The sequence below is a fragment of the Lacrimispora struthionigena genome (assembly GCF_048627165.1).
Lineage (GTDB): Bacteria > Bacillota > Clostridia > Lachnospirales > Lachnospiraceae > Lacrimispora.
The window spans coordinates 3,187,841-3,212,813 of record NZ_JBMBWP010000002.1 but is presented as its reverse complement, the minus strand read 5'-3'; the positions used below and the strand labels follow the sequence as shown (position 1 = coordinate 3,212,813).

Sequence of the window (24,973 nt, the reverse complement as noted above, 5' to 3'; positions counted from 1 at the left end):
TGTCATAAATAGGCAGGTTCCCATATTCTCGAACCTGCCTTATTTCAATATAATCCTAATTTTTATTTTTTGCTTTAACCAGTCCTGATGCTTCTTTCCCACTCATATGTTCAATATCAAGCTCAATCATGCAGACACCCATCAGTCCCTTATCCACTGCCTGGGAACGCTGGGATTCTTCGATATCAGGGGAGTATCTTGCTGTTAAAATTTCTAGCGCTCTTTTTTTCTCTTCTCCCTCCATAATCCGTGCTTTACCAAATGCTATGACACTGCGAAAATAGGAAGTATACTCTTCCTGCACAATCTCATCCTGATCAATGACACAAAAAGAGACTTTTTCATTCCTCATGATTCCATCCAATTTATGACCTGTTTTGGCTCCATGAAAGTAGATTTTGTTATTATGGTAAATATAACTCAGGGGAACTGCATAAGGGTAATCATCATCACCTGACACAGCAAGCACGCCTGATGTTGCCCGATTTAAGACCTGAATGCATTCTTCTGATGACATTACCTGATTTTTACGCCTCATTTCTCTAAACATGTAAAACTCCTTTCACAATAGCCGTTTAATCTCTGTTTGTAAGTTATATAAGAGCTGCTGTAATAATAGACATTTTATAAACTTCGTCTGCATTACAGCCTCTGGAAAGATCATTGATAGGCGCATTTAATCCCTGCAGAATTGGTCCGAACGCTTCAAATCCACCTAAACGCTGTGCAATTTTATAACCAATATTACCGGCATTGATATCCGGGAAAATAAAGACATTGGCTTTTCCTGCAACTGCGGATCCTGGAGCTTTTGTCTTTGCCACAACAGGGGAAAATGCCGCATCAAACTGTAGTTCTCCGTCTGCTGGGAAATCCACATTCAATTCCTTTAATTTCTCAGCTGCCTTCCTCACCTTATCAACTGACTCACCCTTTCCTGAGCCCAGTGTACTGTAGGAAAGCAGTGCAACTTTCGGATCAATGGAAAACCGCCTGGCTGTCCGGGCTGTTTCACAAGCGATCTCTGCCAGCTCTTCCTCATTGGGATCCAGGTTAATCGCACAGTCTCCCATGGCATACATCTCATTTCCTTCCTTGGTTTCTCTGTATAAAATGAAACAGCTGGAAACGATTTTACTGCCAGGTCTAGTTTTAATCAGCTGAAGAGCCGGTCTTACTGTATCTGCAGTAGAATAAGTAGCTCCTCCTAAAAGGCAGTCGGCTTTTCCCATCTTAACCAGCATGGTTCCAAAATAGTTGGCCTTTTTCAGGGCTTCCCGGCAAGCCGCCTCGTCCATCTTGCCCTTTCTTAATTCTGCCATTTTTGATACCATTTCATCCAATTCCTTATAATTCTGAGGATCGATTTTCTCAATTTCATCCACCGGCCAATTACACGCAGTGGCAGCATTCTGTATCTCAATCGGATTTCCCAAAAGTATTGGAGTGAGTATTCCTTCGTGATGCAGACGATTGGCTGCTTCTAATATTCTTGGATCAGAACCCTCTGTAAAAACGATCCGCCTTTTTTGCATTTTCAGTGCGTCAATCATTGGTTCAAACATAATTCCTACCTCCGTATCTTATTTTTATGCAGTTTTTCCATATTCCCATTTTATATTACGTTTATTAATAAAAACATTATAGCTTAAGCAGTAAAATATAACAACAGAACCTGTGTCTAAAAATCAATACAGCCCGGACCATAAAATAACAGTCCGGGCTTCTATTACTTTTTTTTAATTGAAGGGTATCAGGCATCCGCCAGTTTAAATTTGACCACCTCGCTGTATAACAGAGCCGCCTGCCCGGAAAGTTCTTCACTGGAAGCTGCGCTTTCCTCTGCGGTAGCAGCATTGGTCTGTACAACAGATGAGATCTGTTCAATTCCCTGGTTGATTTGTGAAATAGAAATAGCCTGTTCCGAGGATGCCTCTTTAATTTTCAGTATAATCTCATTAATTTGAGACGCTTTTAAGGAAACCCGTTCCAGAGCAGCTGCTGTGTTTTCTGCCAGTTTAGAACCGTCCGATACAGCTTTTATAGAATCTTCAATAAGAGAAGAGGTCTGCTGTGCTGCCGTGGCCGATTTGGTAGCCAGATTCCGGACCTCATCTGCAACCACTGCAAAGCCTTTTCCTGCTGAGCCTGCTCTGGCTGCTTCCACAGCAGCATTTAATGCAAGAATATTGGTCTGGAATGCAATATCATTAATGACTGCAATAATCTTATTGATTTCTCCGGAGGAATTACCGATGTCTTCCATAGACCCCAGCATCTGCTTCATGGAAGCATTGCTTTCCTTAATATCCATAACTGTTTCTCCGATATAATCGGCGGCCTCTGCCACACTGGCAGCATTCTTATGTACCAGTTGGGATACATCTGCGATGGAAGCAGATAATTCTTCTACAGAACTTGCCTGCTCCGTTGTACTTTGAGCCAGTGACTGTGCTGTATCAGAAATCTGTCTGGAGCTGGAATCTACATGTCTGGAGGAATCCGCAATCGTAGTCAGTGTTTTATTCAGAGAGGAAGAAATCCGAAGCAGGGAATTTTTAATCGAGGAAAACCTGCCTGTGTATTCCTGGCTCAGTGTAATTCTCATATCTCCTCCGGCCATAATGTCCAGAACCTGTGTAATCTCATTGATATAGGAATTATATTCATTCAGCTGCCGGAGTGTTTGTCCGGTTGCATCACACAGCTGCCCCAGTTCATCTTTGGTTATCCTTTTCTCATCTAACTCAAGAGATAATTCCCCTTGGGCAATCCGCTTGCTGATTCCAGTAATGTACTGGATATTTGTCTTTAAATAACGTATGGTTCGAATGGAAAAAAGAGCAATGATAAAAATAACTGCTGCTATTGCAGCAACCGATGTCTGTATACTATGGGCTACGCTGCTTTCAATTTCAGCAGAACGGGTTTTGGCATAATCCTCAAGCAGCTCTGTCATCAGATTAATATTTTCCCTTGCCTTGGCAAAGCTGGACTGGGACAGTTCCATATCTCCCGTTCCGTTTTTTATGTCATATGCATTCAGCCATGTTTGAAAATCTGTCTGAAATGCTTTATTTAACTGCTCTAAGGTAACGTTTGCAGTGGAATGGGGAAACTTCCGGTAAAGTGTTTCGTTGGATTTTACATTGTCAAGTGCGGAGGTAACACGATCCTGAACCTGTTTGATATTTTCTTCATAATCAGCAATCAGTTTGTTTTTGTCTTCCTCTGTTAATTTATTCATGTTTAAATACAACTCTTTTTGAGCAATGGCCGCCTGATAAAAATCACGGTCTGCATTTAAAATTTCAGCGGTACTGACAAAAACTTCATCGTATAAAGCCTTTTTTGAATCTTCCATAATCTGATTCGATCGATAGATAAAAAACACCAGCAAAAATATGAGTGCGAAGATCGCGGGAAAAATAATCAGCCATAATTTGTTTGCCACTTTTAGATTTTTAATGTTCATAGCTTTTACCTCCACAATGTTAGTCAGCTGGTACTTCTTCAGCTCTTGTGGATAATATCGACAAAAATGCGGGTCTTATAAGTGTTTAATTCTTAATATTTACCATATTTTTGATCGTTAATTAACAATAACAATTTTATTTATAAATATTTAAATTATTAAACGTTGTAACAACAATGTTTTTGTCAAGCCATTTTCGCCCCGATAAATTCCTTAAATGTATTAAAATCACCTATTGTGAAACCAGCCGGATCCAAGATGATTCCACTGCTTTTTGCAAACATTAAGACATAGGAATGTTTTAGTTCATATATTTTAAGAATCTGATTATATTCCATTGTCAATGAAAAGGTCCCCTGGTGAATTTTTATATTATCTCCAAACTGTATTACTGCTTCATAATCTTTACCATTAAGCAACCGCTTATTGTTCTCTTTCAGTTGTCTTATGGTTAAAGGGGGTGTAATCAGAATTGTAAAAGTAATGATAAACAGACAGACTCCAAAAACTGCTGTGAATATGTAATCCTTCTTCATCATTGTAATTCCTGTCATGATAAACGCAATGGGAGCAAACACTGCTCCCATGAAATAAATTCTTTTACACAATACCTTATGTACATATTCTGATAACATTTTATCATCCGTATGGTATCTGTTTTCAAATAGAATATTCATTTTACTGCACCTCTCTTCCCGCCTCCCCTTGCTCCTTTGGACATTCGCCCATCCGTGCAACTGAGATGGCAGACAGATAATCTTTTATATCATCTTTCGTTAAATTCATTTGTTCCATATAAAACCGGGACAGTGTTTCTTTGAGAGTTCTTATCTCCTCCGGATTATCTGCACCGGCTGGTACCGGTGTGTATTCAATTAAATATACGGTTCTGGCAATATCATAGAGCCGGCTTCCCCTGCAGATATTCATAAAATCTATGACAGATATGCTACCCTGGGACAGCATAAGATTGCCTGGGTGGAAATCACCATGGCACAGAGTTGTCCCATCCTCCAGCTGTTCAGCCAGATGAAGGGCTTTTAGCCGTTCTTCCTTTGATACGGAAGCTTTCTTAATCTGATGAATCAGAAAATCCTTATAATCCGGCACATTTCTGATATCGTGTTTTAATATAGCCTCATGCGCTTTTGCCATAAGAATTGCACATTCCTGCAGATTACCGGTTCTTAAGGTCCAGTCAAGCAGGGATTCCCCAGTTACCTTATCATAAACAATACCATGTTTCCCTCCATATGAAATAAATTCATATGCTTTTGGTTTGGGAAAATCCATATCATTAACAGCCATGGCATTTTCATATTCCCGTATTGCATCCTGATAAGGATATCCCTCACGAAAAAGCTTCACTACTTTCCCGTTTTCCCACTCATATACAGTTGCAGTGTTACCCACACCAACTATTTCCCCTGGATTCATTGGTCTTCTCCTGTTTTTCTTCTTTTTTATTGTAGTTCCAGTATCATCTCATACTGATTTACAGTATTGTGAAAGCCAGCAGCAGTAATAAACTGAAGCATTGCTTCCGAACGGGTATCAATGTTCAGTATCTTTATCTGATTTGAGATGGTCTGATTCATTAAATCTGCCAGTATGCTGCTGCCGATGCCCTTGTTCCTCCAATTCTTATCTACAGCAATCTGAGGAATTTCACCAGTTGTTTTATCAATTATTCCGTAACCAACAATACAATTATTTATTCGTACAGCCGAAACATTAAAGCACTCCCGCACCGCCGCTATAGATTGTATGGAATTTTGCCAGGAAGGCTGGTAATCCCAGAACGTACGAAACAATTCCCAATCCGGATCCATAACCCGTTCTGTCTGATGTAACAGATCAGTTCTGTTTTTTTCCCCATCCATCTGGCAACATAAAAACTCTCGTTCAACTGTGAATCCATTTTTAGTGTAAATATTGGCGGCAGAGGTATTGGCTGTCAGAACTTCCAGGACATATTGTTCTACTCCCGATTTACCAAAGTTTTGCCTTGCTGTCTGGAGCATACGACTGGTAATTCCCTGCTTTCTAAAATCCGGTACTACTCCGGTTCCCACATCGTATGCAGTTGCCTTTCCATTCCATGTTCTGCAGCCATTCAGAATAAATCCCACCAGGGTGTCTCCTTCAAAAGCCCCTACCGATACATTGGGATCAAATCCTCTCCGCTTCAGCATTTTTTCAAACTGAGGAAAAGTCATATTCATAGGAACCTGGTAATCGGAAAAAGCATTTAAAAATGACTGGTATATCTCTTCTCTTCCCACGTGAATTAACGATTCATAGTGTAGCATTTCCTATCCTCTTTCAGATTTATTATAATAATTGTTTATAAGTTTCAATGCTTCCGCTATATCTTTATAAACCAGTGGCTGCATACTGCCCTTATACATTTGGGTATTTGCATTACGCAAAGCCTGAATGATATCGTCAGCCAGATCAGGTTTATATTGAGCTACTAATGGCATCGCCTTTATACATTGTCGTGCCGTAATTGGTTTTTCATCTTCCACATGCTTAAGGAGCTTATCAATAATTTCATCAATTTTGTTTTCTCTGTCCCATTTTGCGTTCGCCGCAATTAATAGAATTCCCCTGTTTCTATGATAGGAATTCGTACTGTCTAACAGCTCTGCAAAGAGATTAAAATATGGGTAAACTGCATCTGAAATTAAGCTTTCTGACTCCAGTTCTTTCAAACACTGGTATGCATATTTATCATTGTTATCTTTTAATCCACAGACCAGTTCCATGATTTGACTCATATTAATAAACTCCTCTCTGCCGAAAAATAGAATCAGTTCTTTTTCTGCCTCCAACTCTGCAGCTCAATGATATTTCCTTCCGGATCTCTGGCATAAACAAAGACAGCTTCCGTATCGTTAGGATAATCTGCAGTTACCAGCTCTCCCACCTGGCTGCCTCCGGCACGTTTCATTAATTCCAGGGTGGTTTCCACATCATCAACTTCAAATGCAATATGGGCAAAACCAGGTCGATTTACTTCTCCTATTACGGAATCTCTGACAGTGTCATAGGAAAATATCTCCAGAGTAGGATGATCCTCACCATATCCTGGCAACAGAAGGTGTTCTCCCGTGATATGAGCATTATGTAAACCTGTTAATTTATCCAGCCATTGCCCTTTTAAATCCCGCTCCTCGCCAATACTTTTGCAGTGGAACACTTCTTTGTAAAATGTAATCAGTTTATCAGGGTCATTGGCAATAATATTGGTATGTACGTAACGAAACATTGTTATTATCCTTTCCTTTAGACAGACATAAACAAATAGTCATCTATTTTATAAATTCCAGCGTTTTCTTATAAGTATCCATTCTGGCTCGAGTCCCGATTGGCAGTATCCCATGATTTTTGCCGTGTCCAAAGTCATCACAAGACATTACCGGTATTTTATTTTTCTTACCAAAGCGCTTCAAAATATCTGTCAGCTCTTCATTCCTGCTTTCAGAGTAATGTCCAAAAAGCAGCCCCGTTACATGCTCAATAATATCACTCTGCTCAATCTGTGCTAAATGAGCACTGATTTTTGACGGCTCATTGAAAGCTTCGTAATTTTCCAGAAATAAAATATATTCTTTTTTCTTATCAAAAGAGAAATACTTGTTTCCGGTTAAGCAGGCAAAACGGGTGGTATAGCCTCCAATGAGAGTTCCCTCACATACCCCTTCATTGATAGCTGACCATTCACTGTTTTTCTCAAATTCGAATGGAGTTTCACCTGTAAAATGTGTCTGAAACTGTTTGAAATCGTAATGACTCAAATTCTGAAACACACCAGGAAACTGTCCATAATAAACCGTTAAACCGGTTTGGGCATAAACCGTATTTAAGATTGTTGTACCATTGCTGTAGCTGCAGATTATCTTTGGGTTATCTTTAACCGCCGGAAAATTAATAGCGGGAAGAAATTCATTCCCCACATTGCCTCCGCCAAACAATATCATTTTAACTTGTGGATCCAAAACCATGTTGTTAAAATCATCCGCTCTTTCCTGCTCGCTTGCCGCATAACCATATGTGTTTTTATATAAATTACTTCCTTCTTTAACCTGATATCCGAGATTTCTGATACCTGCAAGAAATGGCACATAACGATCCCGTTCTGCCGTATGGCAGGGAGAAATAATTCCTATGGTGTCTCCTTTTTTTAATCTGGATGGATTCATTTCACATGTCCTCTACTAGATGAAATCGGCAGTTACTTTTAACATTTTTACTCTAATATTTTTGTTATTTCCTCATGTGCCAGTTATGTAGCTATGCTTCTGTATCCTGTTGAATGGGTAATATCATCTCCATTCCAGCGCCCCTGTTGTCACTTGGCCGGATATGAAACCCTTGCTTCTGATAAAATTCTTCTTTTCCTATTGCAGAAAATAGGGCCAGTGTTATATTTGTGTCTGGGAAGCCCTGCTGATTTACATAGGTAATCACTCTTTCTATCATAGATTTACCAATACCACTCCCCTGGTATTCCGGTAATATAACCAGATCCTGGATATAACAGATATAACATCCATCTCCTACAAGCCTGCACATTCCTACAACCTGTCCCTGATCTCTGACAGTTATGGTAATTATTGAATTCTTTAACGCCATCTCAATCTGCTGCTCCGGCAGTACACTCCAGCCCACAGATGTTCTAAGCCTCTGATAATCTTTCACGGTCAAATCATTTTCCTTCATTTCCAGTACCATAAATCCTCCTTACCTGAAGTCCTTCGTCATTTTATCGCATAGTAATATCATGTCATTTTCTTCCACTTCAAAAGTTTCTGACTTTTTGTAACCATGACTTATGTAAAATTTGATAGCCCGATCATTGGATGATAATACTTCCAATGTGCAGCGTATACATTTTTGACGCACCATCTCTTCTTCAATTTTCTGATAAAACAAGTGGCCAACTCCAATGCCGATATATTGGGGTAAAAGATAAAATGCATGCCATAGGGCATAGGTTTTTCCATCAACCACAGCAGTTCCAAATACTGTACTCCCAATAATATTTCCATCATATTCTGCAATGAGACAAGTGTCCCCGTTTTGGATACTCTCCTGCAGAATAGGTACCCAGTGATCTGCTTTCAACGTAGATAAAAATTCAGGATTCATTAAACCTTCATATGCGGACACGTAACTCAGCATGATTTGTTCACTGACTTTCTTTATATCAGACAGTGTTGGGATTCGATACGTAATTAACATTTCAGCCTCCAGCATAATTTTTTTATTAAGACACCGTTTATTTCACCATCTTAAAAAATTCTTCCATTCCATATGTATAACAGGATTGAGCTCCATTATAGATTCAAATCACTCTCCGCTAACATCTGGGCATTTCTGTCGTGAGGTGCCAGTATGGGATTTTCTATGGGATATTTAATTCCAATATCAGAATCGTTATATGCAATCTGGCGAGAAAACTGCTGATCAAACGGTTCATCAAAGCGCATTACATTCATCGTGCCATCTTCAAGAGACAAAAAGACATGGCCAAAGCCTTTTGGAATATAGATCTGCTTTTTATTTTCTGCACTTAATTCCACTCCAACCCACTGTAAATACGTAGGAGAGCCCTTTCGTAAATCAATTGCATAATCAATACCTCTGCCTTTGATACAATACAAAAGTTTTGCCTGGGATTTGGGATTATTCTGAAAATGGATGCCATAGAGTGTACCAGCTTTTTCTGAAAAATACACCCGCTCTTCTATGTAGTCGAAATTTATTTCTGCCTGCTCCAGATCTTCTTTGCAATAAATACAGTATGAATATCCTCTGTTATCACACTTAGAATCATATTCAATAATTTTAACTTCTTTCAGTTTTGTGCTTTCAATTTTCATATAATCACCATCCCCCTGGTCAGAAATTTAAGCCTGCCTTATACGCATTTAACAGATGTTCGGCTATTCGCTCATTTCGCCCTGCTTCATCCCAATGGGTGGTACCATCAAATATAATCATTTCTTTTTTAAGAGCTCTATTTCTGATTCGATCACCCAGCATTACAATTCTCATTGCATTGGATTCTCCGGTTTCTTCCAGTGATTCCAATGTTTTTCCTGCGGATACCATAAATAATGCCTTTTTAAGGATTTTCATCTGTGGATTTGGATTATATGCAAATCCACTTGTCCATACACGGTCAAACCACCCTACTAATTTTGCAGGAGCCTCCGTCCAAAAAACAGGGTAAATGAATACGATTGCATCAGATTGCTGAATTTTACGTTGTTCTTCCATTACGTCGTCAGCTACCGGAGTTTCAGTATTATAATAGGCCTCTCTTTCATATTCATCTTCTGACATTTCCTCATTAAAATTCATCTCATACAGATCAGAAACAATAAATTTGTGATTTGCATCGTTTAGCCCCTTTAAAAACTCCCGTTTCATATCATAAGTAAAGCTTTTTTTACTTGGATGGCAATACACAACAAACACCTGCATCGTTTTAACCCCCGTTCTGGTTATCAGAAGACTTACTCCATTTTATAACTCCCATTATTAGAATTGTTTTAATAAATGCCGGATCTGCTCCTTGGTAACCCCCACATTTTCAACTGCATCCAATTTTAAATCTCCCTTCCTATACGCAGGGACCGCCCATACACCGGAATGCTCAAACGCGAGTTCATTGGATTCTTTCAGCTTCTCAAGGTACGTTCCCTGTTCTAATGAAGATTTAAATTTAGCAACATCAACCAGATCACTGACGTAATCGCCCAGAATATCAATGTCTTCAATATTTACATGATCTTTAAAGACCGCCTGATACATACGGTCATGGTATTCTAAAATATCAACTCCATGTTCAAGTGCATAAAAGTATCCCTGGATGCACAGGTCACTATGGGGACCAAACCGTTCTGGTCTTGGATGAGATTCACAAGGATGCCAGACTATAGTCTGATCCGGATACTCCGGCATAAGTTCCTTTAAGTAGTTATGCGCTCTCAGGCAGTACGGACAGATGTAATCGAAATAGATGTGTAATTCATTTTCCATTGTAAGTCACCTCACTAATCTTAATAATTTTGCAAACTAAATCGATAGATACATTTTTCCGTTTCTCCGATTTTTCTCATATCATTATCCTCTGGTATCTCCACAATTTCTTCTAATATTCCACCAGCGTATTCGCAGGTTTTCCTTGAAGCATGGTTATCAGGATTGCAGGTGATAATAAGATAATCCATCTTATGTTTTTTTGCTAACTGAAACAGTAACAAACAGGCTTTCCCCGCATAATGGTGTCCCCTGTAATTCTCATTTATATGATACCCGATATTGCCGCCATAATATGCATTTTTGTTATATCCAATCCGCAAGTCACAACCGCCTACCTCGTCTCCATGCATATCACAGATTGTAAAATGATAGGCAGGAAGCCATTGTTTACGGATATTTCCAGCCGTCTTTTTATCCAGCTTAAGGTAAATATCTTCACCCTTTAAAAACTCCATGTTTATAACCATTCTTTACCTCTCTATTCATTCATTTCTGCAATATAACTATCCTCTCTTGCCGTGATCTGTACCCATGCCGGCCGAAACCCACTTTTTATGGCATTTCGGGCAGATTTCAGGTTTGACCATGCGCAGCAATAAAATGGAACAATTCCTTTTCCCAATATTTCTAGCGCCAGTCTGCTCGTAAGACTGGAAGCAATTCCCTGTCTTCTATATTCCGGCATTACATCAATACCGATCTGCCACATGGTATCACAATCCGCCGATGCTCCCGCAAGCCCAATCAGTTTCCCGTTATCAAATGCTCCTACAGCCAGACTATCAAGTTCTTTCCGTTTTTCGCATAAAGCATTGCTCCATTCCGGCAGATAGTATTCTGCAAAATCCTCAGGTTCCATAACCTTAGTTTCATATTGACAGGGTAGGGGTTTTAATATTTCCATATCAGGTAAAAAATACTCTGCCATAAAACAGACATTCAGATTATAAGGCTTTAATCTTTCCATTAATCTATGTAGATTGGGTGTTTCAAAACAGTGCTCAACCTGATATTTAGTTATGTACCACTCCACTTCCTTTATTAATTCTTTGGATGCAGAAGCAACAATATTATTACCATAGGATGTTAAATCACATAAAAAGGGAAGTTTTAAATATTTTCTGGCCTTGTAACTTTTTTCAGAGAGTACTACCTTATTTACGTTGCTTCTAAAATCCTCCATCATGCAATTACTGTCAAATGCTGATTGCTGCATGGCAATATCAATAATTTCTTTATTATTCATAACATTCCCTTCACTTCTTAACCAGCCACTCTTTTGCTTTTTCCAGATCATCCATACAGATTATTAGGAAGTTTGTATGTGCACTTCTTTTCTTCACATACCGTTTCATTTTCATCGTTAATCCGATAAATACAACCTTACGCAGCTGCTTGTTTAAGTCTGAAAATTCATTTATTATCAGATCCAGTATTTCACCATCAATATTTGATTCATTTAGTTCTTCAGTCCAAGTACTTCCATTAAATTTTATGCTCCATACAAATGGAGTCCTCCATCCCAGCATACTGACCATAATTGGGTATAATCTGATAACCTGCTTTTTTATACATCATATGTGCCGCTTCCAACAGCCGCCCTGTTTCCAGAACGCACCATCTGTAACCGTTAATCCTGGCCTTTGCCTCTAATCTTCGGATTACTTCCGCTCCCAGCCCCATATGACGTTGTGACGGATCCACATAGACACGCTTTATCTCCACATGAGTTTCATCAAACCGTTTATATGCTCCGCATGCGACTGGTTCACCATTGTTGTATGCCACAATTACATCATGTATGCTGTCTCTCTGATTGAACTGGTGATACTTACTTCTTTGATATTGTTTTCCCACTATTTCGTCAAGGGCCTGGTCCAGTTTAGTGCATAGCGTCACAAAATCAGGATCTTCCCCATCTGTATCTTTAAATTCAATCTCTGACAGATTGCTAAGTTTATCTTTCGCCTTTTTACTCAACTTATTTATTAAAGAATCATATGCCTCATCAATCATCTGATACAGAAACTCCTGATCTGAAAATGCATCTAAATCAATGGTATTCCAATGGGGCTGTTGAACGGGAGGGCAATGGTATCCTCTCACTATTACCCCCGGGTAGAGCTGACGATAGAGATATGCTTTTTCCGGTTCACATTTTAAGGTGATTTTATAAAAATTCTCCTGTGGGTTAAGCTGAGCGAATATTTTCCCCATAACCTTGTAGCAGATTGGATACTCTCCAAATGGCCTGGCTTCATAGGCCCCAAGATGACTGAGACAGTATTCTTTTATGGCTTCGATTATTTTTATATGATTCTCCATAGTACCTCCCGTTTTCAATCTTTTACACTATAATATCATATTTTTCAAAAATATATAATTTATTTGTTTCATAGTTTTTTAATTTATCTGCAATAAAAAAGGCTTTGTTCATAAAATTGCGAACAAAACCTTTTTAACTTGATTTAAAATTTATTTCCGATTTGCACGACTGTACGCAATCATCGCATAAGAGCAGGGTATCACAATCATTGTTAAAACGGTAGACAGAATCATTCCAAAAATTACAGCAGTAGCCATAGGCGCCCATAACGGTCCACCTGATGTCATAAGCGGCAGAAGGGAGAAAACAGTCGTTACCATCCCAATAATTATGGGACGCATGCGTGTTTCACATGCCTGAACAATGGCTTCCTTCACGTTTTCCGTCTGGGGAAGGAGCACCTTAATGTAATCCAGTAGTACAATACCGTTATTTACAACAACGCCCATAAGGCTGATGGCCCCCAGCAGCGCCATGAATCCGATGGGATACCCCATCCATTTTAAGCCCCATATAATTCCGATAAAGGACAATGGAATAGTCCCCATTATAATGAGCGGTTCCACAAGATCCCCAAACTGAAAGACCAGTATAATATAAATCAGGATAACCGCAATAATTGTTGGCAAAGTCATGGAAGAAAATGCATCTGTGCTGTTTTCACTTTCGCCGCCGTATTCCAATGTGTAGCCATCTGGGAGCTGGAGTCCCTCCATGCTTTTTTCCACGTTTTCCATCACTGAAGCCGTATTGTATCCATCTGCCACATAACTGCCCACAGTTATGGTACGTTGACTGTTTCGCCGGATAATCTGGTTCAATGAAGACTGGGTCTGTATGGCAGCAATCTGTGTCAATGGAACATTTTTTCCTGTGATCTGAGAAGTTAAGAATATGGTGTTAAGTATCTCCCGGCTGGTTTTATCTTTATCTGATATCTTTGCAATGACAGGAAGGGAATCTTTCTCCAAATCCTTTTGCTTCATTTTTAATATCTCTAATCCGTTTACAGCCATTCTCACCGTGCTGGCTACATCATAATTGGTAATACCCACCAGATTGGCCTTTTCCTCGTTTACATTCACGTTTAAGCGGTAGCTGTTATTTCCATAGTTATCTTCCACTGTATGGGTTCCTGGTACTGTACGACACCGTTCCTCAACCTCTAAAGCCAGGCTCCGGAGTTTCTCAATATTATCACCTGATATGCGCACCTGTATTGGATAAGTCAGCGGAAGGCTGATTTCTAAATATTTAAGAGTGGTATTAATCCCAGGAACCGCTTCACGAATTCTTTTTTCCACATCCGCTGCTTCTACCCGGGTTCCATTAATCAAAAACTGAGCTTTATTGGTCGCCTGCTGCTCCGGTTCAAAGGTAACATAATATTTCATAAAACCATCACCTGCAGTACTGGCAAAGGATTGTATGGATTTTTCTTTTTCCAGAACAGCCGAAACCTTACGGCACTGAGCCAGCGTTTTTTCTAACGTACTTCCATCCTGAGTTGTTACATTGAGCACATACTGGTCACGCTCTACCGGAGGGAAAAGCTGTACCGCAAGAGTTGGAACTACAAGAGCGGAAGCTGCCAGCAACCCAGCAAAAAACAACAGTACGGTTCGTGGTTTGCTTAATGAATAATTTAATATACGTCTGTATAATTCATTCCCTTTATCTAAAAGCTGCTTTAAGTGCAATTTTTCAGCTGCTTTTAGAATCCATACTGCATACTTTGGCGGTTTTGCTTTGACTGGTTTTTCCTTTGCCTGTTTTCCGTAAAGCAGGTGCCCCAGTGCCGGAACAAGTGTAAGAGAAGTCAGATAGGAGCCTGCAAGAGCTACACTTACCAGAATAGGAAGTGTTTTTACAAATTTACCCGCATCTCCATTCATCATTGCCAATGGAAGAAAGGAAGCAACCGTTGTCAGTGATGAGGTTAAAATAGGGATACCAACCTCCTTTACTCCATTAATGCAGGCATCCGTAAGAGTCTCACCTTTAGTCAGATAAACATGAATGTTATCATTTGCAACAATTCCATTTGCCACCATTAAACTTAAAGAGATCATCAGTGAAGCAACTGCTACCTGGTGAAGAGGAATTCTTGTGAGATACATATAGCCAAATACAAGAATGCAGATAATTGGGATTGGAATGGAGACCACCGCAGCTGATCGTAAGCCCATGGAAATAAGAACTACTACGAAAACCAGCAGAACTCCCTCGATCAGATTATCTGCAAACATGTCTATGGAGTCCTTTACAAAATTGGCCTGGTTGTTTAATTCAGTCAGCTTCATTCCTGCATAAAGTTTCAATTTTACAAACTCATTGACCTTATCCTGAAGACGCTTTTCTACATTTAGTATATTAATTCCGTCCGCATATTTAACACCAATCAACACGCCCTGGCTTCCATTTACGTATACCTGTTTTTCTGGTTTCATCGGCGTTTGAAGAACTTCAGCCACATTTTTCAAATAAACAGGTGTACCGGAATCAGTTGAAACAGAGACAATCGTATTTTTTATTTCCTCTATAGACTGATATTCACCGGATACCTGAACTGGAATCTTAGTGCCTGTAAGTTCCAGATTACCCCCTGGTATATTAATATTGCGGGCGCCAAGCTGAGTCGCTACTGTAGCAGGGGAGATCCCATACTGCTGAAGCTTTGACATATTTAAGTCAATTTCAACCTGCTGCCTTTCATCTCCCATAATATCCACAGCTTTCACATCAGTATCCTTAGACAGAATGTTCTTTATCTGTCTGGCTACATTGGCCATTTCCTGATTGGTGTTGTCCTCTCCGGTGAGTCCCAGGATAAGTCCGTATGAACTGGAAAAGTCTGTTTTTATTACTGGTGCCTGTGCATTTGCAGGAAGTTCTGGTTTAATTTCATCTATCTTCTCCCGAAGCTTATCCCATTTTTTGTTAATCTCATTATCACTCATATCTTTTAATGTGATCTGAATTACTCCTGCCGAATCAACTGAATAGCTTTCCAGCCTCTTAATTCCTGCAATAGTATCGACTTTATCTTCAATGGGTTTAACAATCAATTTTTCAATATCCTCCGGACTTGCTCCCGGATAAATGCAGGTGACGGAAGCAACCGGGCTGGTTACCTCCGGGTTTTCCTGCCTCTCCATTACGATATACGAATAAATTCCAAGCACCAGAAATAATCCGGTCAGCAATGCAAGAATGCTTTTATGCTTTACACTCCATGCAATCATGGCATAACCTCCTTAGCAAGCTGAACAGCATCGCCGTCATATAATAAGAACTGGCCTTCCGTTACTATTTGATCTCCGAATCCCAGTCCGGTAAGTATTTCAATAGAATTTCCACGAATTTCTCCGGTGGTTACATTTTTCCGTTTTACCAATCCGCTTACAGAATCATAGACGTATACTACTGACCCATCTGCACGCTGCAGTACACTGTCAAGAGGAATTAATACAGCCTGTTGGGAACCGGTATGAAGAAGAACATTTGCAATCATTCCCGGTTTTAACACGCCTGAGGGATTTTTTACCCGGATTTTCACTGTGAAAGTACGGGTATTGCTATCTGCTAATGCGCCTATTTCTGCAACACTTCCTTGAAATGCCGTCTCAATGCCATAAACCGATACATCTGCCTTCTGTCCCTGTTTAATCTCATTAATCTGCTCATCTGAAATGCCAACTTCTATGTAAACCTCATCCGTTCGTCCGATAACAACAACCGGATACCCAGCTGCTGCCGTTTCTCCTCCATTCATAATCTTTTTTAATATGACTCCGCCCATGGGGCTGTTTAGTGCAGTATCCGATAAATCTCTGGCTGCTTTATCTGCGGCTGCAGCTGCCTGATCCTTTTGGGCTCCTGCTGCTTCCATCTGTGCTACAGCCATATTTTTCCCTTCCAGTGCCTGCTGATAAGTTTCAGAATCCGCCGCCAGCTTTGCCGAAATTTCATCCAGGTCACTCTGGGATACTGCCTGCGCCTCATAAAGAGCTTTTACTCTGTTATAAGTTTTCTGTGTGAGCACCAGCTGAGCTTTGGCCTGGGCTATCTTTGACGGAGCATCTGTGTCCACCTGCATCTTTGCAGTGGCATACTGGGCATCGGCGGCCCGAAACTGAGCCTGAGCGACCTGTACCTGTAATGAATAGTCTTCCATACCAAGTTCCGCTACCTTCTGCCCCATTTCCACAAAATCACCTTCCCGCACATATACTTCTTTCAGTTTTCCAGAAAGCTTAAAAGAAAGATTTGCAGTTTCAACCGGCGTTACATTACCGCTTAGATTAAGTGTGTCCGTATAAGCTGCCTCACTTACGGTCGCCACCGAAATACTCCTCACTTCTTTTTTCTCCTGTCCTTTATCACCACTGCAGCCAGTCAGCAGCAATGCGCACAAAACCATGACTGTCGCCCATCTGGATATTCTTATTTTCTTTATCATTGCCTTACTCCTCCATGATTGCCGCTCTGCTTTTATCCGTATTTTTGTTTACACCTATCGTTTTGCATGATATTATTTTTTCAGAGAAAAAGCAAGAAACAGACTTTGCAATGTGTAGCCTAAACTACATATTACAAGGAAGTGTAGATTGGAGTAATATATATGGGAGAGCAGACAATTGACTTGCGTATGATCAGAACCTACCATTTTCTTAGTGATGCACTTTTTGAACTGGTTCTGAAAAAACCGTTTGAAGAAATTACTGTGACTGATATCTGCAAAAAGGCTATGGTACACCGTACCACATTCTATAAACATTTTGAAGATAAATACCAGCTGCTAGAAACTATGTTTTCAGATGAACAGCGTAAATTTATTGAACTACATATCGAAGAGGGGGAAACGGAACAGGAGTATTACCGGCGCATCATCCGCCAAATGTTTGAATATGCCAGTAAATATAAGGATTTTTTCGTTCAAAGTGCCTCTCATATTAAAAATGATTTTATGGCTTATCTTTTAAAAAACACGGTCAGCACCTATCTTGACCGGTGTTTTCGTTTGGATGAGAAGCGGCTGGGGATTCCAAGTCCTGTGCCCATCTCCATTATGTCTGAATATTATACAGGTGCTGCAATTGCTTTAATCATGTGGTGGCTTCAAAATGGGATGCGCATTCCCATCGATCAGATGGTGGATTATATGAGTTCTATGATTGTCTGGTAAGTTAATATCTATAAAAACCATGAATTGGTTAAACGCAAAGAAGCATCCACTCCTGATATCCTGTGGATACTTCTTTTACGTGTACAATTATAATCACACTTTCCATATAAGACTGATATAATCTTCCCTCACCACCACTGTTTCCAGATAAGAAAATGCTACAGCCCGTTTGTCTTCTTTACTTAACTGAGAAAATATTATTTTTTCCGGATAAACGGATTTAAAAGCTAACCGTTCTTTCTCTTCCAACAGTTTTTTCTTTTCCTCCGAAAGTTCTTCCAGTTCTTTATTAACGTAATCCACAGTCAGTGGGCTGACCGTTTTTGTCTTCAAAACCTGCATTAAATTACCAACTGCTTCATCAATCCGGATCAGTTCCAGTTCCAGTTCATTGGTTCCATTGTTGGTTCCAATGGGAGCAGGTTTGCATCTGTCAAGAAGCTTCTGCAGTTCCCCTTGTACAGAACCCTCAATCTGTTCAATTCTCATCTGAGGTTTTAAATCACAATCCAGAAAATCCTTTCCCCGGCATCTTATGGTACGGACTATTTCCCCATCTGATTTACGTTTGTATTTACGTACCATGATTGCTCTCCTGCAGTCTGCACATTTTAACAGTCCCGTCAGCCAGCTGTTGCGGGGGCCGTCATTGGAAGCCACCTTCTCATTAGTATCCAGCTTTCTCTGGCAGCGAAGCCACAGCTCAGAATCAATATACCCAGGCCAGTTCCCAATGGCAAAGGTGGCCTCACTGGAATCCATAGCGTCTTTTGTCACCGCTCCCTTTTTTCCTACCAGCATACCGCCGTGCTTCCCATTAAAGTCAGAAAGGGGATTAATCATGTTTACCCCCAGTTTTTTAAAGTACGTATAAACTGCATGATCACATTTCACACTGGCTGGATTTCGAAGTACCCGTCCGATGGAGCAGGCTGACCATTTTTCGCTGTTTGGTCCAGGTAATTGTCTGGTTGCCATCATTCGTCTGATATCTCCCAGACTGGTGGTTGGATACGCGTAAACCTTCATAATTTCTTCCAGAATCTTTACGTTATCCTCTAATTTCAGTGAAGACACCTTTTTATCTCCCTGAGTTACTGTTGTATTGCTGTAACCATAGGGGGCGGGACCGCCTGGCCATCGCCCCAGTTCAATCCTGTCATAATAATTATCATAGACTCTTCTTGATATCTGCTCCCGCTCCATCTGGGCAAACACAGCCATAATAAATATCATTGCTTTTCCTATGGGAGTTGAGGTATCAAAATTTTCCGTGACAGAAATAAACTCTACCTTATATTTGCTCATGTATTCCCAGGTATTGGTAAAGTCCAGAAGAGACCTGGTAAACCGGTCAAGTTTGTAAACAAGAATCCGGTTAATCGTACCTGTCTTTATATCGTTTAACAATTTTAGAAATTCCGGTCTGTGTACCACATCTTTTCCAGATATACCTCTGTCTATGTATAATCTGGGTTCACCAATTGCCATACTTCTGGCAAAGCTTAATTGGGTCTCAATGGAGAGGCTGTCTTTTTTATCAATTGACTGTCTGGCATAAATCGCATCCATATGGCTTTATTACTTTCCCTTCTTTATATGAACCATTTGCTCTTTAACTAAAAGAGAACCATCTTTTTCGGATTGTGATTTATTAAAAAAAACTAATTGAAGCTCTTCATATATCTTCTGCACATGATTCTCCCGGTCCTGAGTGGTCTTATAGACGGGATAAATATTTTCCACTCTCATGCAGTACGAATTCACCTCATTTATGTAATTGCTTGTTTCAATATATGTCAGCCATTGATATTTAATCCACATAGACAGGCTTCTTTTTAATCAGATTGGTCAGGCTCAGATTCTGCCTTTTTCTTCTTATGCAGAATCAGTATGAGGATCAGCAGCAATAGTAATACTGTAAGTGTAATGGTTATTGTAATTATATATCTTTCTATCTTTCGGTATCCATTCCATGCCTGGCGTTCATAAACGGCAGCCTCACTGTCTTTATAAAGTAGCGGATCTGTCTGGCTTTCAGTCCTGTCCTCCTCATAATTACCTCGGTAAATCCGGGCCTGCACAGACGGAACTGTAACCTCTCCACCATATACAGCTCTGATATTTTTAACCAGCTTCTTCCCCCGTGCCTGAGCATTGCGGACCATGTCCCCATTTCGCTCTACCGGTTCTCCAGTCCAGACAATACTTGTTATTTCATAATAATCCCCAGGGAGATTTAAATACTTTAAAAATTCCTCTGTATAGTCTGTTAGCGGTGCACCATTAGAAATTTCTCTGTCCCCCAGCAAATAAGTATCTTCCTGATAACCGGAAACCTCTATGGGAAAAGTAAAGTTATAATCCCAGTATGATCGTTCTTCCACCTGAGAAACTACAGGCAGTTCTACAGTCTGTTTAAGCTTCAAATCTTCAGTTATTACCTGTACCCATGCCGTCTCCGGCATAAGGTCAATATACTCCACTCCTTCATATAAAATCGAGGATTCCGAATATTCAGTTTTTTCTTCTGTAAAAATGTCCAAAATCTCACTGTTGGTTAAATAATATTTTTTTCCCTCTTTTATTATTGTTTCCAACGGTGCATAATCTTCGGAACTGCCCACAAACGCTGGGGAATCAACTGTTAAAACCTCCCCCGGCCGGATATCTTTTCTTATTTCAATGGATTCATCTGCACCGTAAGACAGAAACAGACCTGTTAACAAAGACAGGAAGATGAGATAGACGGTGTTGATTATAAAACTTTTAGTTGTCATAGCCAGTTTAGTTAAACGGCAAATCCGGATCATCAATTCCATCAGGAATATTCATAAACCCATCTCCCAATGCCCCAGAAGGTTCCGGCCTTGGTACCTGACTCTCTCCCGATGCTAAGTTTTTACTATCAGCAAACTCCTGCTCATCCACAATCACTTCAAAGGTATAAACCTTTATTCCATCTTTGTTTATATAGCTTCCTGTCTGAATCCTTCCAGACACCAGCACCCGCATTCCCTGACGGAAATATTTTTCCGCAAATTCTCCTGTCTTATCGAATGATACGCAGTTAATGAAATCAGCCGTTGGCTCAGTACTGTCCTGATTCCTGCGTCCTCGGCGGTCAACAGCAAGTGTATATCTGGCAATTGCCATCGTACGTTCTCCTTGTGAATATCTCACTTCCGGATCTCTTGTCAGCCTTCCCATTAAAAATACACGATTCATTTTTCCTCCATTCTTCCCCCATCCGGATTTGGCAGAGGAGAGACTATAGTTATTTAGTTGTATCTCTTTTATTAATAGTTTCTGTTCAAATCATCTTATTCATTTCGTAGATTGACCTGGCACCTCCTCTCAAAAAGACGCTCAACAACATGGGGAAATTAAAATAGAATACACAAAGAAAAAAGAAAAATAGCTGTCATTTAGAATAATGATCATTATGATAAAAAGCAAATAATACGTTTAAAGGGAAATTAATTTAAATACAAGAATTTTCAAAAATAATGCAATCATAGAAATGAATTTAGATTTTAACAATTACATCCTATCAGATAAATTATATTTAGTAAAGTCCTTTTATAAAAAATAACAGCAAAAAATCCCCAGAACAGCATATCTGTCCTGAGGATTTGAGCGCCTTCACCTTTAACTTTAACGGGACTGCCCTTCCACTGTCTTTAGTAAAGAATCCATAATAAAATCCATCTGTGCGTTCATGGACGTAATGTCGCTGAACCAGAACATTCCGCTGGAGTTTTGCACCAGTCGGCCTTCCCTGACTGCCGGAAGGCTCTCCCACACTTCCACGCCTTTCAGATCAGCTATCCTCTCATCAGAGAATATGTAATCCCCTACATAATCCTTAAGAGTCTCATAGGAAATATCTATGAAATTCACACCCTCTTGATCCATAACCTCTTTCTGAATCCTTTCCGGTGCTTTTAAGCCCAAGTATTGATAAATGATCTCACCGCCTCGTCCATAATCATCACCAAAAGCTCTTAATATTCCCTTCGTCTGGTTTTCCAGAAGTATGACATTCTTATCCGCCAATCCTTTTTCAGAAAGCTGTTTCTTAGATTCTTCTGCCTTTTTCTCAAAGTCTGTCATAATCTTTTCTGCCTTTTCCGGTACTCCAAATACCTCTCCGAAAAATGCAAGCCGGTCCTTTACTTCCATATCGTAGTAATTTCTGGCCAGAGTTGGTGCAATCTTTGACAGACTCTCATAATCGTCTGTGTTGTTCCAGATAATGAGATCAGGATCCAACTCCATAATGGCTTCCGGATTTAATTCGAAGGCATCCACAACAGTAACGTCTCCCAGCTCCTGTTCAAATACAGCATCATCGTTAAAAGAGGTGCCTACCGGGTGAATCCCAAGTGCAAGTAAATCCCCCTGGAAGAATGCAACCACCACCCGTTTTGGATTGGCAGGTATTTCTACATCTCCATATTCCATCTTAATGACTCTTGTATCTTTGCCTGCAGTTGTCTCTTCGGCTTGTTCGGTAACCTTTGAACCAGCATCAGTGGCTGCTTCTTTATTTGCTGCTCCGCAGGCAGTAAGCAGTATGGCAGATAAAGCTGCAGCTGCCAGTATACTTCTTCTCTTGTATTTACTCATGATATGAGTACCTCCCGTCTTTAGTAAGTCTCAACTAACCAGAGTTAGTATATCATAAATATCTGTCTTTGTACAGGTTAGAGAAAAGTTCCTGCCCGGATTTATCTTTTAGCGGCTGCCTTCACATGTCGCATTATGTCTAATTTTGTATTACGATTTATGGCTGGTAACAATAGAATACAGTTGCATTTCACGAAACAAAGTTATATATTAACGTTATATTATTAATTTAATTGACGAAGAAGTCAGAACCTGCATGTTCTGACTTCTTTTATTTGAAAACTTAATATTAACTATTAACGATGGAGTTTATGCTTTCTTAGGCTAGGCTCTTTTTTTATTTTAATTTTAAAGGAGGAATTTATGAAAAAGCAAAACCAATCAACAATCTTAATCCAAAAAGCCCTGACCCTGGCAGTACTTTTTGGATCAGCCTTATTCATTATTTTTCTTGGTATGTTTTTTTGTGCTTTCAGTTTTTTTAATAATATCAGCTTTCATGTTTTAAATTCACAGATTCCCGGAGCGATATTAGGATTATTGGTAATGTATCTGGGTATCCGATATTATTTCTCGGTAGGCAGGCTTAAGGAGGAAGTCTATAAAAGTACGTCGGAGTTTTGCTGGAAGCATTTTATAAAAGAAAAGAAGAAGTAAGATTTGGGTGTAAAAAATGTTTTAATAAAAAGGAGGTTATTTTCATGAAAAAAACAGGAACAATCATTGGTTTACTGATCGTATTAGGAATTGCGGCAATTGCATTGGCTTTGGCTTTTTCCTCGCCAGGCAGTGCAGATCCAACAGGTGCTTCCTATGTAATGCCTACCGGAAAAGAAACAATTACAGATGTGGCTACCATGGCCAACAAAGCTTATTATGGTGCTAATTTTACCTGGATTATGATAACCGGCTTTATGGTGTTCTTTTTCCAGTGCGGTTTTGCTATGGTTGAAACCGGATTCTGCCGTGGTAAAAATGCAGCTCACACCATGACAATGAACTTTATGGTATTCTTAGTTGGCGCTGTTGGATATTTTCTTGTTGGCTTTGCACTCCAGTTTGGCGGCTCTGGCGGTGCTGCAGGCTTGGGAACAGGGGGAAGTGCACTTAATTCCATGCTTTCAATACCCGGTTTTGGAGGTATTCTGGGTTATAAGGGATTTTTATTATCTGGTGACGGTATCTATGACCCTGGTATCTATGCATTGTTTTTCTTCCAGATGGTATTTATGGATACGACCGTTACGATTCCAACCGGTGCTGTTGCAGAACGGATAAAATATTCCGCGATTGTTATTACTTCATTTTTTATTTCCATGTTTCTCTACCCTCTGTTTGGAAACTGGGTATGGGGCGGTGGCTGGTTGTCAACCCTTGGTAAAAACTTCGGTTTGGGACACGGCGTAGTAGATTTTGCCGGTTCTGCAGTTGTTCACTCAATGGGCGGCATGCTGGCACTGGCTGGGGCAATCGTCATTGGTCCAAGAATTGGTAAATTCAAAAAAGACGGAACTACAAGGGCATTTCCGGGGCACGATATCCCTATGGCCATTATTGGAACCATTATCCTTTTCTTCTGCTGGTTTTCTTTTAATGCCGGTTCCACGCTGAACGCTTCGGATTTCAGGCTTTCTGTTGTTGCAACCAACACCATGATAGCCGGTGCAATCGGTGGTCTGGCAGCCATGTTTTATATGTGGATCAGATATGGAAAACCAGATCCTTCCATGACAGCAAACGGTGCGCTGGCAGGTCTGGTTGCCATTACTGCACCCTGTGCATTCGTTAATGCAGCTTCTTCTTTTATTATTGGATTAATAGCAGGTATACTGGTTTGTCTGTCAGTATCTTTTGTAGAGAATCATTTAAGGCTGGATGATCCGGTAGGCGCCATTTCTGTTCACTGTGTAAACGGTCTTTGGGGAGTTCTTTCTTTAGGTTTATTTGCCGATGGATCCTACGGAGATGGGATTAACGGTGTTGCAGGTGGGGTGAAGGGTTTATTCTACGGGGATGCTTCCCAGTTTGCAGCCCAGTTTATTGCAGTAATTGTTCTTTTTGTATGGGGATTTGGTGTATCTTATGTATTCTTTAAAGTTCTGGATAAAGTCTGGGGCTTAAGGGTATCACCAGAAGCAGAACTTGCAGGACTGGATATTCCAGAAATGGGCGTAGCTGCATATCCGGATCTTCAGTTAGTAAAATCTGAACTGGATTTTGACTCTGCTGATAACATAGAGATTAAACAATTAGACAGATTTAAAAAGGGGTAACTAAACATTATGGCAATGTG

At 40.1% G+C, this 24,973-nt stretch carries 27 protein-coding genes; 3 read left to right on the top strand and 24 right to left on the bottom strand.

The annotated features are described in order from the left end of the window. Positions 1–55 precede the first annotated feature (55 nt). The 19 genes from ACOAOT_RS24185 to ACOAOT_RS24095 form a co-directional block, all read right to left on the bottom strand. Positions 56–550: a pyridoxamine 5'-phosphate oxidase family protein gene (locus ACOAOT_RS24185; RefSeq protein ID WP_420219278.1), complete on the bottom strand. Its 495-nt coding sequence runs from the start codon at positions 548–550 to the stop codon at positions 56–58. A 43-nt stretch (positions 551–593) separates the two neighbouring features. After that, positions 594–1,565 (bottom strand): phosphate acetyltransferase, encoded by a 972-nt coding sequence (gene pta / locus ACOAOT_RS24180; RefSeq protein ID WP_420219277.1) that lies wholly within the window; start codon positions 1,563–1,565, stop codon positions 594–596. Between the two features lie 188 nt (positions 1,566–1,753). Further along, the gene (locus ACOAOT_RS24175) at positions 1,754–3,475 is read right to left on the bottom strand and encodes a methyl-accepting chemotaxis protein (protein WP_420219276.1); all 1,722 of its coding nucleotides are present in this window, start codon (positions 3,473–3,475) and stop codon (positions 1,754–1,756) included. A 185-nt stretch (positions 3,476–3,660) separates the two neighbouring features. Continuing rightward, positions 3,661–4,152, bottom strand: coding sequence for a YcxB family protein (locus ACOAOT_RS24170; RefSeq protein ID WP_420219275.1), 492 nt, complete (start codon positions 4,150–4,152; stop codon positions 3,661–3,663). Position 4,153: 1 nt separating this feature from the next. Continuing rightward, positions 4,154–4,912 (bottom strand): phosphotransferase enzyme family protein, encoded by a 759-nt coding sequence (locus ACOAOT_RS24165; protein ID WP_420219274.1) that lies wholly within the window; start codon positions 4,910–4,912, stop codon positions 4,154–4,156. Between the two features lie 26 nt (positions 4,913–4,938). Further along, the gene (locus tag ACOAOT_RS24160; protein ID WP_420219273.1) at positions 4,939–5,787 is read right to left on the bottom strand and encodes a GNAT family N-acetyltransferase; all 849 of its coding nucleotides are present in this window, start codon (positions 5,785–5,787) and stop codon (positions 4,939–4,941) included. Between the two features lie 3 nt (positions 5,788–5,790). After that, positions 5,791–6,258: a SufBD protein gene (locus tag ACOAOT_RS24155; protein ID WP_420219272.1), complete on the bottom strand. Its 468-nt coding sequence runs from the start codon at positions 6,256–6,258 to the stop codon at positions 5,791–5,793. A 32-nt stretch (positions 6,259–6,290) separates the two neighbouring features. Continuing rightward, the gene (locus ACOAOT_RS24150) at positions 6,291–6,749 is read right to left on the bottom strand and encodes a VOC family protein (RefSeq protein WP_420219271.1); all 459 of its coding nucleotides are present in this window, start codon (positions 6,747–6,749) and stop codon (positions 6,291–6,293) included. Between the two features lie 43 nt (positions 6,750–6,792). Then, positions 6,793–7,683: a S66 peptidase family protein gene (locus ACOAOT_RS24145; protein ID WP_420219270.1), complete on the bottom strand. Its 891-nt coding sequence runs from the start codon at positions 7,681–7,683 to the stop codon at positions 6,793–6,795. Positions 7,684–7,774: 91 nt separating this feature from the next. Then, on the bottom strand, positions 7,775–8,215 hold the full coding sequence (locus tag ACOAOT_RS24140; RefSeq protein ID WP_420219269.1) for a GNAT family N-acetyltransferase: 441 nt from the start codon (positions 8,213–8,215) through the stop codon (positions 7,775–7,777). A gap of 9 nt (positions 8,216–8,224) precedes the next feature. Further along, complete coding sequence (locus tag ACOAOT_RS24135; protein WP_420219268.1) at positions 8,225–8,725, bottom strand: GNAT family N-acetyltransferase; 501 nt, start codon at positions 8,723–8,725, stop codon at positions 8,225–8,227. 95 nt (positions 8,726–8,820) lie between these two features. Further along, the gene (locus ACOAOT_RS24130; protein ID WP_420219267.1) at positions 8,821–9,366 is read right to left on the bottom strand and encodes a dTDP-4-dehydrorhamnose 3,5-epimerase family protein; all 546 of its coding nucleotides are present in this window, start codon (positions 9,364–9,366) and stop codon (positions 8,821–8,823) included. A gap of 19 nt (positions 9,367–9,385) precedes the next feature. After that, positions 9,386–9,973, bottom strand: coding sequence for an NAD(P)H-dependent oxidoreductase (locus ACOAOT_RS24125; RefSeq protein WP_420219266.1), 588 nt, complete (start codon positions 9,971–9,973; stop codon positions 9,386–9,388). A gap of 57 nt (positions 9,974–10,030) precedes the next feature. Further along, a complete protein-coding gene (locus tag ACOAOT_RS24120) occupies positions 10,031–10,531 on the bottom strand; it encodes a DsbA family oxidoreductase (RefSeq protein ID WP_420219265.1) in 501 nt (166 codons plus the stop codon). A 20-nt stretch (positions 10,532–10,551) separates the two neighbouring features. Next, positions 10,552–11,001 (bottom strand): GNAT family N-acetyltransferase, encoded by a 450-nt coding sequence (locus ACOAOT_RS24115; protein WP_420219264.1) that lies wholly within the window; start codon positions 10,999–11,001, stop codon positions 10,552–10,554. 11 nt (positions 11,002–11,012) lie between these two features. After that, positions 11,013–11,780 carry a GNAT family N-acetyltransferase gene (locus ACOAOT_RS24110; protein WP_420219263.1) on the bottom strand — a complete coding sequence of 256 codons (768 nt, stop codon included), beginning with the start codon at positions 11,778–11,780 and terminating at the stop codon, positions 11,013–11,015. A gap of 239 nt (positions 11,781–12,019) precedes the next feature. Then, positions 12,020–12,859: a GNAT family N-acetyltransferase gene (locus ACOAOT_RS24105; RefSeq protein ID WP_420219262.1), complete on the bottom strand. Its 840-nt coding sequence runs from the start codon at positions 12,857–12,859 to the stop codon at positions 12,020–12,022. Between the two features lie 150 nt (positions 12,860–13,009). Then, complete coding sequence (locus tag ACOAOT_RS24100) at positions 13,010–16,105, bottom strand: efflux RND transporter permease subunit (RefSeq protein WP_420219261.1); 3,096 nt, start codon at positions 16,103–16,105, stop codon at positions 13,010–13,012. Next, positions 16,102–17,322 (bottom strand): efflux RND transporter periplasmic adaptor subunit, encoded by a 1,221-nt coding sequence (locus ACOAOT_RS24095; protein ID WP_420219260.1) that lies wholly within the window; start codon positions 17,320–17,322, stop codon positions 16,102–16,104. The genes ACOAOT_RS24100 and ACOAOT_RS24095 overlap by 4 nt, the downstream gene beginning before the upstream one ends. 162 nt (positions 17,323–17,484) lie before the next feature. Between ACOAOT_RS24095 and ACOAOT_RS24090 the strand changes: the two genes are divergently transcribed. After that, on the top strand, positions 17,485–18,048 hold the full coding sequence (locus ACOAOT_RS24090; protein WP_420219259.1) for a TetR/AcrR family transcriptional regulator: 564 nt from the start codon (positions 17,485–17,487) through the stop codon (positions 18,046–18,048). 93 nt (positions 18,049–18,141) lie between these two features. Here ACOAOT_RS24090 and ACOAOT_RS24085 read toward each other — a convergent pair whose 3' ends face one another. From ACOAOT_RS24085 to ACOAOT_RS24065, 5 genes are all read right to left on the bottom strand, one after another. Next, positions 18,142–19,620 (bottom strand): recombinase family protein, encoded by a 1,479-nt coding sequence (locus ACOAOT_RS24085; protein ID WP_420219258.1) that lies wholly within the window; start codon positions 19,618–19,620, stop codon positions 18,142–18,144. A gap of 9 nt (positions 19,621–19,629) precedes the next feature. Next, the gene (locus tag ACOAOT_RS24080; RefSeq protein WP_420219257.1) at positions 19,630–19,872 is read right to left on the bottom strand and encodes a hypothetical protein; all 243 of its coding nucleotides are present in this window, start codon (positions 19,870–19,872) and stop codon (positions 19,630–19,632) included. A 14-nt stretch (positions 19,873–19,886) separates the two neighbouring features. Next, a complete protein-coding gene (locus tag ACOAOT_RS24075; protein WP_420219256.1) occupies positions 19,887–20,870 on the bottom strand; it encodes a hypothetical protein in 984 nt (327 codons plus the stop codon). After that, the gene (locus ACOAOT_RS24070; protein ID WP_420219255.1) at positions 20,836–21,276 is read right to left on the bottom strand and encodes a single-stranded DNA-binding protein; all 441 of its coding nucleotides are present in this window, start codon (positions 21,274–21,276) and stop codon (positions 20,836–20,838) included. The genes ACOAOT_RS24075 and ACOAOT_RS24070 overlap by 35 nt, the downstream gene beginning before the upstream one ends. Positions 21,277–21,705: 429 nt before the next feature. After that, complete coding sequence (locus tag ACOAOT_RS24065) at positions 21,706–22,680, bottom strand: ABC transporter substrate-binding protein (RefSeq protein WP_420219254.1); 975 nt, start codon at positions 22,678–22,680, stop codon at positions 21,706–21,708. A 363-nt stretch (positions 22,681–23,043) separates the two neighbouring features. Here ACOAOT_RS24065 and ACOAOT_RS24060 point away from each other — a divergent pair, with 363 nt between their 5' ends. Beyond that, the gene (locus tag ACOAOT_RS24060) at positions 23,044–23,337 is read left to right on the top strand and encodes a hypothetical protein (RefSeq protein ID WP_420219253.1); all 294 of its coding nucleotides are present in this window, start codon (positions 23,044–23,046) and stop codon (positions 23,335–23,337) included. Positions 23,338–23,381: 44 nt separating this feature from the next. Then, positions 23,382–24,953 (top strand): ammonium transporter, encoded by a 1,572-nt coding sequence (locus ACOAOT_RS24055; RefSeq protein ID WP_420219252.1) that lies wholly within the window; start codon positions 23,382–23,384, stop codon positions 24,951–24,953. Positions 24,954–24,973 lie beyond the last annotated feature (20 nt).